Source organism: Actinotalea alkalitolerans, from assembly GCF_023369855.1.
In the GTDB taxonomy this organism is placed as follows: domain Bacteria; phylum Actinomycetota; class Actinomycetes; order Actinomycetales; family Cellulomonadaceae; genus Actinotalea.
On record NZ_JAMBPP010000003.1, the window covers coordinates 321,824 to 335,554 of the forward strand.

Consider the following 13,731-nt stretch of genomic DNA (forward strand, 5'->3'; position numbering starts at 1 on the left):
CCGAAGACCTGCGGGTAGCGTGCCGGAGGTGACTGCCTCCCCGCCGGCGAACCCCTGGTTGTCCTGGCGCTACGTCGAGAGCAACTGGGGCGACCTCACGGTCGCGGTGGAGCAGCACGTGTCGCTCACCGCCCAGACCATCGCCATCGCCACGTTGATCGCCCTGCCCCTGGCCGTCCTCGCCCATGGCAGGCCGCGCGTCGCAGCCCTGGTCCTGGGGGTCAGTGGCGTCCTCTACACGATCCCCGCGCTGGCCCTGTTCGCGATCCTGGCGCCGTTCACCGGGATCGGGCGCACCACGGTGCTCATCGGACTGGTCGCCTACGCGCTGCTCGTGCTGGTCCGCAACGTCCTGGTCGGACTCGAGGGGGTCGACCCCGAGGTGCGCGACGCCGCTCGCGGGCTGGGGTACGGGCCCGTCCGCATGCTGCTCACGGTCGAGCTGCCCAACGCGCTGCCTGCGATCGTCGTCGGGCTGCGCCTGGCCACCGTCTCGACGGTCGCGCTGGTCACCATCGGCATCGTCGTGGGCTTCGGTGGCCTCGGGCAGCTCATGTTCCGCGGCTTCAACAGCAGCTACCGCGCCGAGATCATGACCGCCACCCTGCTGACCGTGGCCATCGCCGTGGTCGCGGACGTGCTGATCCTGCTCGCCGGACGGCTCGCCACGCCGTGGACCCGGTCGGTGCGGGCCGGATGAGCGGGGCGCGGGCATGACGGAGGTCCTCCAGGCCGCCCTGGTCTGGTTCAACGACCCCGCCAACTGGACGGGGTCCAGGGGGATCCTCGCGCGGACGGGCGAGCACCTGACCATGTCCGTGCTGGCGGTGCTCCTGGCAAGCCTCGTGGCCCTGCCGCTCGGTGTGTGGCTCGGTCACCGCCGCCGTGGCGGGACGCTCACCGTCCTGGTGGCGAACGCGTCCCGCGCCCTGCCGACCTTCGCCCTGCTGCTCATCTTCGCGTCGACCTCGTTGGGCTTCGGGAACCGCCCGGCGGTGCTGGCCACGGCGATCTTCGCCATCCCGCCGATCCTCACCAACACCCACACCGGACTGCTCGAGGTCGACGCGGCCGCCCGGGACGCCGCACGGGGCATGGGGATGACCGGGCTGCGGTCGCTCGCCCAGGTCGAGATCCCCCTGGCCCTGCCCATGATCGCCGCGGGCCTGCGCACGGCCGCGGTGCAGGTGGTCGCGACGGTCACCCTCGCGGCCCTGGTCGGTGGTGGGGGCCTGGGCGTCTACATCGTGGTCGGGCTCGGCACCCGCCGCTTCGGCGAGGTGCTGGCGGGGGCGCTGCTGGTCGCCGCGCTCTGCCTGATCGCCGAGGGGGTGCTCGGCCTCACCCAGCGTCTGATGACCCCCGAGGCGATGCGCCGGTACGCGACAGGGCAGGCAGATCCTGACCGCTCGTCCAGCCGCGTCTGAGCCGCTCGGTCCGTGGACGGTCTCGCCAGGTGACCGGATCGTGATCGGACCGTGATCACCCAGGCGCCCCACCTGGTTGCCGATCCGCGCGTTCCGGGTTCGAATGATCTCGGTGCCGCATCCGAGCGGCCGAGCACCAGGGAGCCCACATGCGCGCACGTCGTTCGACCCTTGCCCTCGTGGCGGCAGCAGCGCTCCTGCTGACCGCAGCCTGCGGGGAGGCCGGCTCGTCGAGCCCGGGCGGGACCGCGCCGAGCCCGACCGCCGAGGCGGGCACGGACGCCGACGCCCTGCAGGCGTGTGCGCCCGTGGCCGGCGACCAGCTCGTGGTGCTCGACGACGACCTGGGGCTCCAGACGGTCGACAACATCGTGCCCGCGGTCAACGCAGCGGCCGCCGAGACCTCGCCGGAGATCCTCGAGGTGCTCGACGAGGTCTCGGCGACGCTCGACACCGACACGTTGATCCAGCTCAACAAGGCCGTCGACGTGGACCGCCAGACCTCCTCCGAGGTGGCAGCGCAGTACCTCGAGGACCAGGGCCTGACGGACCGCGAGGACGTCGGGCAGGGCACCACCCTCGTCGTCGGTGCGGGGAACTTCTCCGAGAGCGCCACCCTCGCCGAGATCTACGCGGGCGCGCTGCGGGCCGCGGGATTCGACGCCTCGACGCAGACCATCGGCAACCGGGAGACCTACGAGCCGGCCCTCGAGCAGGGCGACCTCAGCGTCGTGCCGGAGTACGTCGGCACGCTCACCGAGTTCCTCAACAGCAAGGTCAACGGGGCCGACGCCCCGCCTGTGGCCAGCTCCGACCTGACCGAGACGATGCTCGGCCTGACCGCCCTCGGCGACGAGGTCGGTCTGCGGTTCGGTACCCCCGCCGATGCCCAGGACCAGAACGCCTTCGCGGTCACCACCGCCTTCGCCGACGAGTACGGCGTCACGACGCTCAGCGAGCTGGCCGAGACGTGCGGTGAGCTGGTGCTCGGAGGTCCGCCCGAGTGCCCCGAGCGTCCGTTCTGCCAGCCCGGCCTGGAGGAGGTCTACGGCCTGCAGGTCGCAGAGTTCACCTCGCTCGACGCGGGAGGGCCGCTGACCAAGACCGCCCTCCAGCAGGGGCAGATCGCCGTCGGCCTGGTCTTCTCCTCCGACGCCGCCCTGGCCGACGGCTGAGGCGTCCCGGACGAGGCGACGCAGACCGGGCTAGAGGCCGTACTCCTCGAGGAGGCGCAGCCAGATCTCGCTGACCGTCGGGTAGGCGGGCACGGCGTGCCACAGGCGGTCGAGCGGGACCTCGCCGACCACGGCGACGGTGGCGGCGTGCAGCAGCTCGGCGACCTCGGGACCCACGAAGGTCGCACCGAGCAGCACCTCACGATGGGTGTCGACGACCATCGCGGCCGTTCCCTCGTAGCCGTCCGCGGACACGGCGGCTCCGGCCACCGCACCCAGCGAGAGCTGCACCTTGCGGACGGGGTAGCCGGCGGCACGAGCCTGCGCCTCGGTGAGCCCGACGGTCGCGACCTCGGGCCGGGTGAAGACGACCTGCGGGACCGCGTGGTGGTCGGCGGTGGCCCGGTAGCGGCTCCACGGGTGGGCTGCGTCGGCCGCTCGTCGCTGCCCACCGAAGCGGGCGGCCACGACGTCCCCGGCCACACGGGCGTCGTACTTGCCCTGGTGCGTGGTCGCGACCCGCCCGGTCACGTCGCCCGCCGCGTAGAGCCACCCGTCCTTGACCCCGTTGACCCGCATCGAGTCGTCGACGGTCAGCGGCTCGCCGGGGACGAGCCCGATCGCCTCGAGCCCGAGGTCAGTGGTGGCCGCCCGGCGCCCGGCAGCCACGAGGACCTCGGCCGCGAGCATGGGCTCGCCGTCACTCAGGGTGAGCCTCACCTGCCCGTCGACGCGTTCGACCTGCGTGACCTCGGTCGAGAACCGCAGGTGGACCCCCAGACCGACGAGACCCGCGGCCACCGCACGGCCCGCGAACGGCTCGGTCCCGGAGAGCAGCCGGTCACCGCGTACCAGCAGCGTGACCCTCGTCCCGAGGTCGCTGAAGGCAGTGGCCATCTCGACCGCGACCACACCACCGCCGATCACCGCGAGAGACTCGGGGATGTCCTGGACCGCGGTGGCCTCGCGGCTCGTCCACGGTGGGGATGCCACGAGTCCAGGCACGTCGGGGAGCACGGGCTCGCTGCCTGTGGCGAGCACCACGGCGTGCTTGGCCTCGAGGATGCTCACGCCACCGTCGGCTCCGGTGACCTCGACCCGACGCGGTCCCACCACGCGTGCGTGCCCACGAATCAGCTCGATGCCTGCGCCCTCGAGCCAGGAGACCTGGCTGGCGTCGTCCCAGTGGCTCGCGAACCCATCACGGCGGGCGAGGACCGCAGCACGGTCCATGCCTCCGGTGACCGCCTGCGCCGCACCGTCGACCGCCCGCGCGGCGGCGAGGACCGCACCCGGACGCAGCAGCGCCTTGGACGGCATGCAGGCCCAGTACGAGCACTCCCCCCCGACCAGCTCGGACTCGACGAGGATCACCTCGAGGCCGGTGCGCCCTGCACGGTCGGCGACGTTCTCACCCACCGCACCACCACCGACCACGACGACGTCGCAGGTGCGGGCCGTGGGCTCCGTGCCGGTCATGAGACTCCTCAGGTCGGGGGCGGGACTGCGACTCCATGGTCACCTCTCGCCGGCGCCGGCGCACCCCTGGACGGGCGTGTCGCCCTGTCGGGGTCACGGATCTCGGCTCTCAGGCTGCGGATCGGGGCATCTGGCCCCACCCTTGACCCATGGCCGGAGCGGCGGGAGCCACACCCGGGGGGGATCGATCAGCAGGAGTCAGAATGAGCCGGAGGTTCCGCGCGACACCGCGATGCATCTCGCAGAGCAGGCACTGGGTGCTGGCCCAGGCTGAGCGGCAGGGGATGGCAGCGGACACCCGCCGCACCGTGGAGCTGCTCACGAGCGAGCTCGTGACCAACGCCGTCAAGTACGGTCCGCCCGGGGGCGTCATCACCGTGGAGACCTTCACCGGTGCCTCCGGCTTCAGCGTCTCGGTCAGTGACGACAGCCCCGAGCACCCTGTGCTGCGCAACCCTCCCTCGACGGGCCCCGGCGGGCGAGGGGTCCAGCTCGTCTCCCGGCTGGCGTCACGCTGGGGAGTGGACAGCCACCCGGCGAACGGCAAGTCGGTGTGGTTCCAGGTCGCCCTCTGAGCTCTGAGCGCCGAGGTCGGCACGCCGCTCACGTCGACGGCGCTCGCGCGCGGTGGCAGGCTCAGTGCGTGGGGACCGTGAGCGCGGGCGACCCCCTCGACGAGCGCGTCGAGGGGTACGGCGTGGTGGTCGCTCCTCCGCGTCGTGACCTGCAGGCGCTCGTCGAGCTCGCAGCAGAGATCTGCGGGGTGCCGACCGCGGCGATCAACATGGTGACCGCCACCGAGCAGCATCAGATCGCCACGGCGGGATTCGAGCCGTCGATCTGCGCCCGAGCCGACTCGATGTGCGCGGCGGTCCTGGAGGACGCCGGCACGGTGATGGTTGCCGACGCCCGGTCGGACGACCGGTTCCGCACCAACCCGTTCGTCGACGGGACCCTCGGGGACGTGCGCTTCTACGCCTCGGCGCCGCTGGTCACCCCCGAGGGAACCGTCCTGGGCCGGTTGTGCGTCTTCGACTCCGAGCCTCGGGAGATCACGGCCCGCCAGCGTGAGGTCCTGACCCAGCTCGCCCAGCGGGTGGTGGACGTCTTGGAGCTGGGGCGGCGCACCCGTCAGCTCGAGCAGACCGTCGCCGAGCTGACCACGGCCCGCAACGAGCTGCGCCGGTCCAACCGGCTCCTCGCCCTCTTCGCCGGGCAGATCAGCCACGACCTGCGCACCCCGCTGACCGCGATCCTCGCGAACACCGAGATGCTGGCACTCGAGCCCCAGGTCGCCCAGGACGAGAACCTCAGCGAGCTGGTCGACGCCACGCTCCAGAGCGGGCGCCGGATGTCGACCCTGATCCGCGAGATCCTTGCCCACGCCCGCGTCGGCGCCGAGCTCAAGCGCACCTCCGTCGATCTCGCCTCCCTGGTCGAGATGGTCCTGGAAGACCTCGGTCCTCAGGTCCATGAACGGGACGCCCGGATCGAGGTCGGCCCGCTGCCCACGGTCACGGGCGACGTCCACCAGCTGTACGGGGTGTTCCTCAACCTGCTGAGCAACGCCCTGAAGTTCACGCGGCCGGGCACAGCACCGCAGGTCGAGGTGACCGCCACGCGACGGGACGACGGCTGGCGGGTCTCGGTGACCGACCACGGTGCCGGGATACCGGCCGAGGCCGTCGAGGAGGTCTTCACCCTGCACGCCCAGGCACGGCCGAGCCTGGGTGGCAGCGGGATCGGCCTGGCCACCGCGCGGCGCGTCGTGGAGGCGCACGGGGGAACCATCGGCGCGGACGTCAGCACCCCGGGCCGGACGACCGTGTGGTTCGACCTGCCGGACTGACGACGCGTGTATGGCGCAGGTGCGCTCCTGACGACGCCGCGCCGGCGTCGCGACGTGCTGGGCAGGCCGGTCACCGCCGACCACCGGCCAGGTCCTGCTCTCACAGATGGGGCGGGCGCACCACGACCGCCAGGCGCGCGACGGTGAGGCCTGAGATCACGACCAGGTCGAGCGGCGTCATCGGTGCCGGGTGGAGGATCACGGCCCACCACCGCGGGGGTCCCACCAAGGGGACCCCGTGCCACCCACGCAGCGGCGACACCTCCGACCTCCGCGTGGAGCCTGCGAGTGTCCGGGGCTGCCACCCAAGAGAAAAGGCCCCTGATCCGCGTCGCCGCAGGTCAAGGGCTTCTCCGTGGTGCGCCATCAGGGACTCGAACCCCGAACCCGCTGATTAAGAGTCAGCTGCTCTGCCAATTGAGCTAATGGCGCGCGGTGCACGAGGCTAGCACCGCCGAGCAGGTGCGGCGAAACTGGTGGCCGCCCTGCGCCGGGTGACCTGTGTCACTCCGTCGCGGTGGGGGCCTCCGGCTCCTCGTCGCCGTCCCACCAGGCGACCTCGGGCAGGCCCTCGTCCTGGAGGATCTCGGGCGAGGACGGCCCGTCCGGGGCCACGAGGTCGGCGAGCAGCGCGAGCGGGACGTGCTCGGCGAGCAGCGCCATGACGTCCGACGAGGCCTCGGGCGCCGTCGGGTCCGGTTCCTGCGAAGGCTGCTCGTCCGACGTCCCCGCCGGGGTCGGGCCCGCCGTGGTGTCGTCACCTGAATGCGGCGTGACGTCCTGGTCCACGACCATCACCCACCTGCTCTCGTCATGGCAGCACAGGCGCTGCTCGTCACACCGCACCATCCGGCGGCCCGATGCGCAAGAGGTGTCCGCGGGAGAACAGGACGAACCGGTCGGATCCGCCCCGCGAGCGGCAACCGGCGGCTGGCTGGGTACGCTGAGCAGCCCGTCCTTGAGGAGATCTGAGGAGATCCATGAGCCGTCTCGCCATCGGTGACCACGCCCCCGATTTCACCCTTCTCACCGCCGACGGCGGTCAGGTCGCCCTGGCAGGTCTGCGCGGTCAGAAGGTCGTCATCTTCTTCTTCCCCGCGGCGATGACGCCAGGCTGCACGACCCAGGCCTGCGACTTCCGCGACTCGCTCTCCGCGTTGCGGAAGGCCGGGTACACGGTGCTGGGCATCTCCCCCGACCCTGTCGACAAGCTCGCGGAGTTCACCGCGACCGCCGAGCTCACCTACCCGCTGGCCTCGGACGCCGACCGGTCGGTGCTGAGCGCGTACGGCGCCTTCGGCGAGAAGAAGCTGTACGGCAAGACGGTCACCGGGGTGATCCGTTCGACCGTGGTGGTGGACGCCGACGGGCGCGTCGAGCTCGCCCAGTACAACGTCAAGGCCACCGGTCACGTCGCCAAGCTGCTGCGCGACCTCGGCCTCGCCTGACACCGTCGCTGTGGCGGGGCAGGTCGGTGGCTGCGCCAGGTCGTAGGCTCAGCACCGAGCGCGAGTGGCGAAATCGGCAGACGCGCCAGGTTTAGGTCCTGGTGCCTTCGGGCGTGCGGGTTCGACTCCCGCCTCGCGCACCACCGTGATGACGGACGGGCTCAGGTCGTCGCGTGGACGACCCTCAGCCACCGGATGCCGTGCGCAGGGAGCACCAGGCCATCGGTCAGGTCGCGCCGCTGTCCGGTGAGCAGGTCCTCGGCGTCGGGCGGCAGCCCCGAGAGCGTCAGCGCGTCGACCGACTGCTCGTCGTCGGCGAAGTTCGCGACCACAAGGACGGTCGACCTCCGGTCACCGTCCTTGCCGGGCCGCTGGTAGGCGAGCAGGTGAGGGTTCTTGGCGTCGAAGGGCACCAGTGTCCCGCCGGCCAGCTCGTCGGTACGGCGGCGCACCTCGACCAGGTGCCGCAGCCCCCGGAAGATCCGGCCGGCATCCGTCGTGGGGTCCAGCCGCTGGGCGTACGCCCGGGCGGGGTAGGGCGGGCGGTTGACCCACCGGCTGTCCCCTGCGTGGCCGGGGTCGTCGAGATACCCGTAGTCGTTGAGCTGACCGACCTCGTCGCCGAGGTAGAGCAGCGGCAGACCGCCGGTGGACAGGATGATCGAGTGCGCCAGCAGGATCCTGTCCACGGCCCCCGCGTCCTGGGCCTCGAGACCCGCGAGGGACGCAGTCGTCCCGGCGATGCGGCAGTCCCCCGTGCGGGGGTTGTCCTGGAAGGGCACCCCTCGGGCGAACGAGCCGGGGAACCTGTTGACGAAGAACTGGTTGAGGAACCGGCGGTGGGCGGCGCCGTCGATCCCGAGCTCGGCGGCGTCCTCGTCGGCGAAGGTCCACCCGATGTCGTCGTGGCTGCGGACGTAGTTGACCCAGGCCGTCCCCGGCGGCAGGGCGTGCCGGCGTTCGAGAGCCTGCTGGAGCAGCCGGGCGTCGCGGGTCGCGAGCGAGCTCCAGATGAGGGCCATCTGCAGGGGGTTGTAGCTGATCTGGCACTCCTGCGGCGAGATGTACCCGATCACCTCGTCCGGATGGACGATCGCCTCGGACTTGAACAGCACCGCCGGTGCCGCGATCCGCAGCGCCGCGTTGAACGCCTGGATGAGCAGGTGAGCCTGGGGCAGCGACTCGCACGAGGTGCCCAGCTGCTTCCAGATGAACGCGACGGCGTCCATCCGCAGGACGTCGATCCCCTGGTTGGCCAGGAACAGCATCTCGCCGGCCATGGCCCGGAAGACTGCCGGGTTGGAGTAGTTGAGGTCCCACTGGAAGCTGTGGAAGGTGGCCCAGACCCATCGGCCGGTCCGTGAGCCGTCCGGGGCGTCGGGCATCGGCACGAACGCCCCGGGGTGGTCGTCGGGGAACACCTCGCGGACCGTCCGCTCATAGGCATCGGGCATCTGGCGGTCGGGGAACACCCAGTAGAAGTCCTCGTGCTCCTTCTCGCCTGCGAGCGCCCGCCGGGCCCACTCGTGCTCGTCCGAGGTGTGGTTGAAGATGAAGTCCACGACCAGCGCGATGCCGCTGGCACGCAGCTCGGCCGCGAGGGCGGCCAGCTGGTCCATGTCGCCCAACGCGGGGTTCACGGCACGGTAGCTGGACACCGCGTACCCGCCGTCGGAGTTCGGTTCGGGCGCCTCGAACAGGGGCATCAGGTGCAGGTACGTCAGTCCCAGCTCCCGCAGGTACGGGATGCGGTCCCGGACACCCTGGAGGTCGGTCGCGTACCGGTCGACGTAGCAGACACCTCCGAGCATCTGGTTCGAGGCGAACCAGGTGGGTTCGGCCTCGCGCGCGGCGTCCACGGCCTTGAGCTCGGCCGGTCGCTCCTGCCAGCTCGTGGCGAGCTGGCCGGCGAGCAGCGCGAGCTCACGGGAGGTGCGCTCGCTGGTGCCGTAGACCTCGGTGAAGAGCCGCTCGAGCCGACCGAGCTCACGATCGACGCGAACCAGGAGGGTCGACCACTCCTGCGGGGTCGTCGCCGGGAGCCGCGCCCCCTCGATGGCGGCCATCGCGGCCGTGCGGGGCGAGGGTGCGGACGGCTGGGTGCTCACGCGGCAAGACTACGGACACCGGGTCGGGACCGCCGACGCGCCTCAGGTGGCGGGGGTGCCGTTCTCGGGTGCACCGTCCTGGAGCGCGGCGAGCTGCGCGCGGACGTCGTCCATGTCCAGGCCCCTGACAGCTGCGACGACCTGCTCGAGCGCGGGCTTGGGCAGGGCACCGGGCTGGGAGAAGACCAGGATCCCCTCACGGAAGGCCATCAGGGTGGGGATCGAGGTGATGCCCGCGACGGCGGCCAGGCTCTGCTCGGCCTCGGTGTCGACCTTCGCGTGCACGACGTCAGGGTGCTCCTCGGCGTGCTCCTCGAAGACCGGCGCGAAGCGCTTGCAGGGGCCGCACCACTCAGCCCAGAAGTCGACCAGGACGATGTCGTTCCCGGTCACGGTCTGCTCGAAGGTTTCCTCGGTGAGATCAACGGTGGGCATGGGTTCCTCTCCGGCGGTGAGCCGAGGCTGGCGGTCGACTGGGTTCCTCTTGGTGGTCAACAGCGTGCCGCGGGCAGTATTCCGGCACCGGTAGCCTCGGCTGCATGACGGAGACCGCCGACTTCCCCGAGGACCACACCCCCGATGGCTGGCTCAGCGAGGAGGAGATCGCCGTCGCACGGTCCCACCTGCCGCTGCTGTACGTCGACGCCGTGCCGGTGCGCGTCGACGAGAGCGGGGACGTGATCGCCGTGGGCCTGCTGCTCCGGGTCAACCAGCACGGGGCGATGACGCGGGCCCTGGTCTCGGGCAGGGTGCTGTACCACGAGCGGGTCCGCGACGCCCTGCTGCGCCACATCGAGAAGGACCTCGGACCGATGGCGCTGCCGCGCATCCCGTCCTCCCCGCAGCCCTTCACGGTGGCCGAGTACATCCCCACGCCCGGTGTCACGCCCTACCACGACCCGCGCCAGCACGCCGTGTCGCTGGCCTACGTGGTCCCGGTCACCGGCGACTGCGAGCCGCAGCAGCACGCGCTCGACCTCGCGTGGATGACCCCCGAGGAGGCCTGCGGCGAGCAGGTCCAGGTCGAGATGACCGGCGGCCACGGGTACCTCCTGCGCCAGGCCATGGCGCACGTGGGGCGCATCCCCTGACCTCGTCCTGACCGGGTCCGGGTCCGGGTCAGATCGTGCGGTGATGCCCCAGGTCGAGCTGCAGCCAGTCGGCGAGGTCGGCGCGCATCCTGCGGTCGTGGGTCGCGACGACCACCGCTGCCGAGGTCAGCCGCAGCGCCTGCGTGAGCTCGTCGACCAGGGTGACCGACAGGTGGTTCGTCGGCTCGTCGAGCAGCAGCACGTGGGGGGCTGCCAGCAGAGCCCGGGCCAGGTCGAAGCGGCGCCGCTGACCGACCGACAGCTCGCCGAGCGGTCGCTCGAGGTCCTCCTCGGTGAGCAGCCCGAGCGCGGCCACCGGGACGAGCTGCGAGGGGTCCAGCACACCGGCGTCCAGCAGGGACAGCGCGTGCGCAGCGTAGGCCTCGAAGCCGGTGCGGGTCGGGTCGGGGGCGACCTCTGCGCCGTCGTCCTGCCCGAGCACACCGATCCGCACACCGTCGACGGTGCGTCGCACGCCACGGACCAGGGGAACCGTCCCCGCCATCACCTGCAGGAGCGTGGACTTCCCCGAACCGTTGGGCCCGGTCACCAGCAGCCGACCGCAGGCCGGGAGGTCGACGCGGACACCGGCGAGGTCGAGCCGGCCCGCCACGTGGGGTCCCCTCACCTCGACCAGGGCGTGGCTGCCGTCCGCTCCTTGCGGGAGGGTCGGCAGGTCGGGGAACACCAGGCTCGCCGGGGGCACCGGGACCTCGACGGCCTGAGCCTCGAGCTGCTCGACCAGGCGGTCGGCGGCCTTGACGTGGATCCGGGCGCGGGTCGCCCTGCGGTGCTTCTGGCTGCCCTTGGGTGGGCGCCACTCGTCGGAGAGGCCCTCGTAGGAGGCGTCCAGCCGCTCGGCGAGCTTCTCGCGACGCTTGACCTCCGCGGCGTACCGCTGGCGCCAGCGACGCATGGCCTGCCAGTGCGCGTACCGGTACTCGGCATAGCTGGTGGCCCCGTACAGCACAGGTCGACCGTCGACCGACGGGTCGAGGTCGAGGATCGCGGTCATGATGTCGTCGAGCAGCCTCCGGTCGTGGGTGACGATCACCACGGCACCGGGCCACGTGCGCAGCGCGCTGGTCAGGTGGTCGATGCCGGCCGCGTCGAGGTGGTTCGTCGGCTCGTCGAGGAGCAGGATGTCGGCCCGCTGGGCGATCGTGCAGGCCAGCCGCACCCGGTACCGCTCCCCCACCGACAGGCTCGCCAGCTCACGAGCACGATCCGCGGGTGCCGAGAACCGGCTCAGCGCCTCGTCGGCTCGCCGGTCGGCGTCCCACACACCGAGCCGCTCGGCCCGGGCGAGCGCCCGGACGAGCCGGTCCTGAGCCACCTCGGCCGCCTGGAGGTCGTCGGTGGCCGACGCCGCGTCCACCGCGGCAGTCGCCTCGGCGAGCTCGGCCGCCGCGGCACGCGCGGGCTCCAAGGCCTGCTCGACCAGGTCGCCGACCCGCACACCGTCCTGGGCGGTCAGGTCCTGCTCGACCATCGCCACCGATCCTGACCGACGCACGGTCCCGCCGGAGGGTTCGTGCAGGCCCGCCAGGACCCGGAGCAACGTCGTCTTGCCGGTGCCGTTCTCGCCGACCAGACCGACCCGGTCACCCGCCGAGGCGGTGAAGGTCACCCCCGCCAGGACCGGCCTGCCGGGGTATCCCACGCTGACGTCGCGCGCCGCGACGTGCACCACTCGGGGGTCGACGACACCGCTCTCGCCCCCGACCGGGTCACCCGCCACGGCTCACAGGCCCAGCCGCTCGACGACCAGCGGCGCCAGCGCCCGGAAGGCCACACCGCGGTGCGAGATCGCGTTCTTCTCCTGCGGGGTGAGCTCGGCACCGGTGAGCAGGGTGCCGCGCGCTCGGGCGGGCTGCTGGTCCGGCACCAGGACGGGGTCGTAGCCGAAGCCCCCGGCCCCGCGCGCGGTGGTGGCCAGCCGACCGCGGAGCACCCCGGTCTCGACGTGCTCGAACCCGTCCGGGGTGACGAGCGCCGCCGCGCAGGTGAACTGGGCACCGCGGTGCTCGGGCGGGACGTCGGCGAGCTGGGCCAGCAGCAGGTCCACGTTCGCGGCGTCATCCCCGTGACGCCCGCACCATCGGGCCGAGAACACCCCGGGGGCCCCGCCCAGCACGTCGACGCACAGACCCGAGTCGTCGGCCACCGCGGGCAGGCCGCTGAAGGCCGCGAGGGCCCGCGCCTTGACCAGCGCGTTCTGGGCGAAGGTCACGCCGTCCTCGACCGGCTCGGGGGCACCCAGGTCACCGGCGCCGACGATCACCTCGGGATCGAGCCCGGGGACGAGCGGGGTGAGGATCGCACGGAGCTCGACGATCTTGTGCCGGTTGTGCGTGGCCAGGACCAGCCGCGGCGCAGCAGCCACGCTCATCGCTCCGCGGCCAGCGCCTCGACCTGCCGACGGGTCAGCTCGGAGGTCCCGGTCACCGCGAGGTCCAGCAGCAGGTCGAGCTCGCGACGGTCGAAGGGGGCCTGCTCGGCCGTCCCCTGCACCTCGACGAACAGCCCGCCCCCGGTGACCACGACGTTCATGTCGGTCTCGGCCCGCACGTCCTCGACGTAGGGCAGGTCGAGCATCGGGGTGCCGTCGATGATGCCGACGCTCACCGCGGCGACCGAGTCGGTCAGCACCGGTCGGGTACCACTGATCTTCCCGTTGGCCTTGCCCCAGGCCACCGCGTCAGCCAGGGCGACGTAGGCACCCGTGATGGCCGCGGTGCGTGTGCCGCCGTCGGCCTGGAGCACGTCGCAGTCCAGCACGATGGTGTTCTCGCCCAGCGCCTTGACGTCGATCACCGCGCGCAGCGACCGGCCGATCAGCCGCGAGATCTCGTGCGTGCGCCCGCCGATGCGGCCCTTGACCGACTCGCGGTCGCTGCGCGTGCTGGTCGCGCGGGGCAGCATCGCGTACTCCGCGGTGACCCAGCCCGCGCCCGAGCCCTTCTTCCAGCGCGGGACCCCTTCGGTGAAGGACGCGGCGCACAGCACCTTGGTGCCGCCGAACTCGACGAGGACGCTGCCCTCGGCCGAGTCCAGCCAGTTGCGGGTCAGGGTCACGGGGCGCAGCTCGTCGGGCCGTCGGCCGTCCGCGCGCAGCACGGGGTCAGGTGTGTGGGAGGTCATCCCCCGACCC

The 13,731-nt window shown here is 72.1% G+C and carries 14 protein-coding genes and 2 tRNA genes; 8 read left to right on the top strand and 8 right to left on the bottom strand.

Features of this window, described 5'->3' with window-relative positions:
* Positions 1–28: 28 nt before the first annotated feature.
* The 3 genes from M1R94_RS05005 (at position 29) to M1R94_RS05015 (ending at position 2,602) form a co-directional block, all read left to right on the top strand.
* Positions 29–700, top strand: coding sequence for an ABC transporter permease (locus M1R94_RS05005; protein ID WP_249380557.1), 672 nt, complete (start codon positions 29–31; stop codon positions 698–700).
* Between the two features lie 13 nt (positions 701–713).
* A complete protein-coding gene (locus M1R94_RS05010; RefSeq protein ID WP_249380558.1) occupies positions 714–1,427 on the top strand; it encodes an ABC transporter permease in 714 nt (237 codons plus the stop codon).
* A gap of 149 nt (positions 1,428–1,576) precedes the next feature.
* Positions 1,577–2,602: a glycine betaine ABC transporter substrate-binding protein gene (locus tag M1R94_RS05015; RefSeq protein ID WP_249380559.1), complete on the top strand. Its 1,026-nt coding sequence runs from the start codon at positions 1,577–1,579 to the stop codon at positions 2,600–2,602.
* Between the two features lie 30 nt (positions 2,603–2,632).
* On the opposite strand, the gene M1R94_RS05020 is transcribed toward M1R94_RS05015, so the two are convergent.
* On the bottom strand, positions 2,633–4,081 hold the full coding sequence (locus M1R94_RS05020) for a dihydrolipoyl dehydrogenase family protein (RefSeq protein ID WP_249380560.1): 1,449 nt from the start codon (positions 4,079–4,081) through the stop codon (positions 2,633–2,635).
* Between the two features lie 203 nt (positions 4,082–4,284).
* Here M1R94_RS05020 and M1R94_RS05025 point away from each other — a divergent pair, with 203 nt between their 5' ends.
* Complete coding sequence (locus tag M1R94_RS05025) at positions 4,285–4,656, top strand: ATP-binding protein (RefSeq protein ID WP_249380561.1); 372 nt, start codon at positions 4,285–4,287, stop codon at positions 4,654–4,656.
* A gap of 68 nt (positions 4,657–4,724) precedes the next feature.
* The gene (locus M1R94_RS05030; protein WP_249380562.1) at positions 4,725–5,930 is read left to right on the top strand and encodes a sensor histidine kinase; all 1,206 of its coding nucleotides are present in this window, start codon (positions 4,725–4,727) and stop codon (positions 5,928–5,930) included.
* Between the two features lie 356 nt (positions 5,931–6,286).
* Here the strand turns inward: M1R94_RS05030 and M1R94_RS05035 are convergent.
* Positions 6,287–6,362 (bottom strand) — tRNA-Lys (locus M1R94_RS05035).
* Positions 6,363–6,434: 72 nt separating this feature from the next.
* Positions 6,435–6,725, bottom strand: coding sequence for a hypothetical protein (locus tag M1R94_RS05040; protein ID WP_249380563.1), 291 nt, complete (start codon positions 6,723–6,725; stop codon positions 6,435–6,437).
* A 185-nt stretch (positions 6,726–6,910) separates the two neighbouring features.
* Between M1R94_RS05040 and bcp the strand changes: the two genes are divergently transcribed.
* Both bcp and M1R94_RS05050 read left to right on the top strand, forming a co-directional pair.
* Positions 6,911–7,378: a thioredoxin-dependent thiol peroxidase gene (gene bcp, locus M1R94_RS05045; protein WP_249380564.1), complete on the top strand. Its 468-nt coding sequence runs from the start codon at positions 6,911–6,913 to the stop codon at positions 7,376–7,378.
* A gap of 58 nt (positions 7,379–7,436) precedes the next feature.
* Positions 7,437–7,521 (top strand) — tRNA-Leu (locus M1R94_RS05050).
* An 18-nt stretch (positions 7,522–7,539) separates the two neighbouring features.
* Here M1R94_RS05050 and M1R94_RS05055 read toward each other — a convergent pair.
* Together M1R94_RS05055 and trxA are read right to left on the bottom strand one after the other, a co-directional pair.
* The gene (locus M1R94_RS05055) at positions 7,540–9,444 is read right to left on the bottom strand and encodes an alpha-amylase family glycosyl hydrolase (protein WP_283252974.1); all 1,905 of its coding nucleotides are present in this window, start codon (positions 9,442–9,444) and stop codon (positions 7,540–7,542) included.
* An 84-nt stretch (positions 9,445–9,528) separates the two neighbouring features.
* Complete coding sequence (gene trxA, locus M1R94_RS05060) at positions 9,529–9,921, bottom strand: thioredoxin (RefSeq protein ID WP_249380566.1); 393 nt, start codon at positions 9,919–9,921, stop codon at positions 9,529–9,531.
* A gap of 104 nt (positions 9,922–10,025) precedes the next feature.
* On the opposite strand from trxA, the gene M1R94_RS05065 reads away from it, so the two are divergent.
* On the top strand, positions 10,026–10,577 hold the full coding sequence (locus M1R94_RS05065; RefSeq protein ID WP_249380567.1) for an NUDIX hydrolase family protein: 552 nt from the start codon (positions 10,026–10,028) through the stop codon (positions 10,575–10,577).
* Positions 10,578–10,605: 28 nt separating this feature from the next.
* Here M1R94_RS05065 and M1R94_RS05070 read toward each other — a convergent pair whose 3' ends face one another.
* Genes M1R94_RS05070 through rph form a run of 3 tightly spaced genes read right to left on the bottom strand, consistent with a single transcriptional unit; the run spans position 10,606 to position 13,721 of the window.
* A complete protein-coding gene (locus M1R94_RS05070; RefSeq protein ID WP_249380616.1) occupies positions 10,606–12,267 on the bottom strand; it encodes an ABC-F family ATP-binding cassette domain-containing protein in 1,662 nt (553 codons plus the stop codon).
* Positions 12,268–12,321: 54 nt separating this feature from the next.
* A complete protein-coding gene (locus M1R94_RS05075) occupies positions 12,322–12,969 on the bottom strand; it encodes a non-canonical purine NTP pyrophosphatase (RefSeq protein ID WP_249380568.1) in 648 nt (215 codons plus the stop codon).
* Complete coding sequence (gene rph, locus M1R94_RS05080; protein ID WP_249380569.1) at positions 12,966–13,721, bottom strand: ribonuclease PH; 756 nt, start codon at positions 13,719–13,721, stop codon at positions 12,966–12,968. Before rph ends, M1R94_RS05075 begins: the two co-directional genes overlap by 4 nt.
* Between the last annotated feature and the right edge of the window lie 10 nt (positions 13,722–13,731).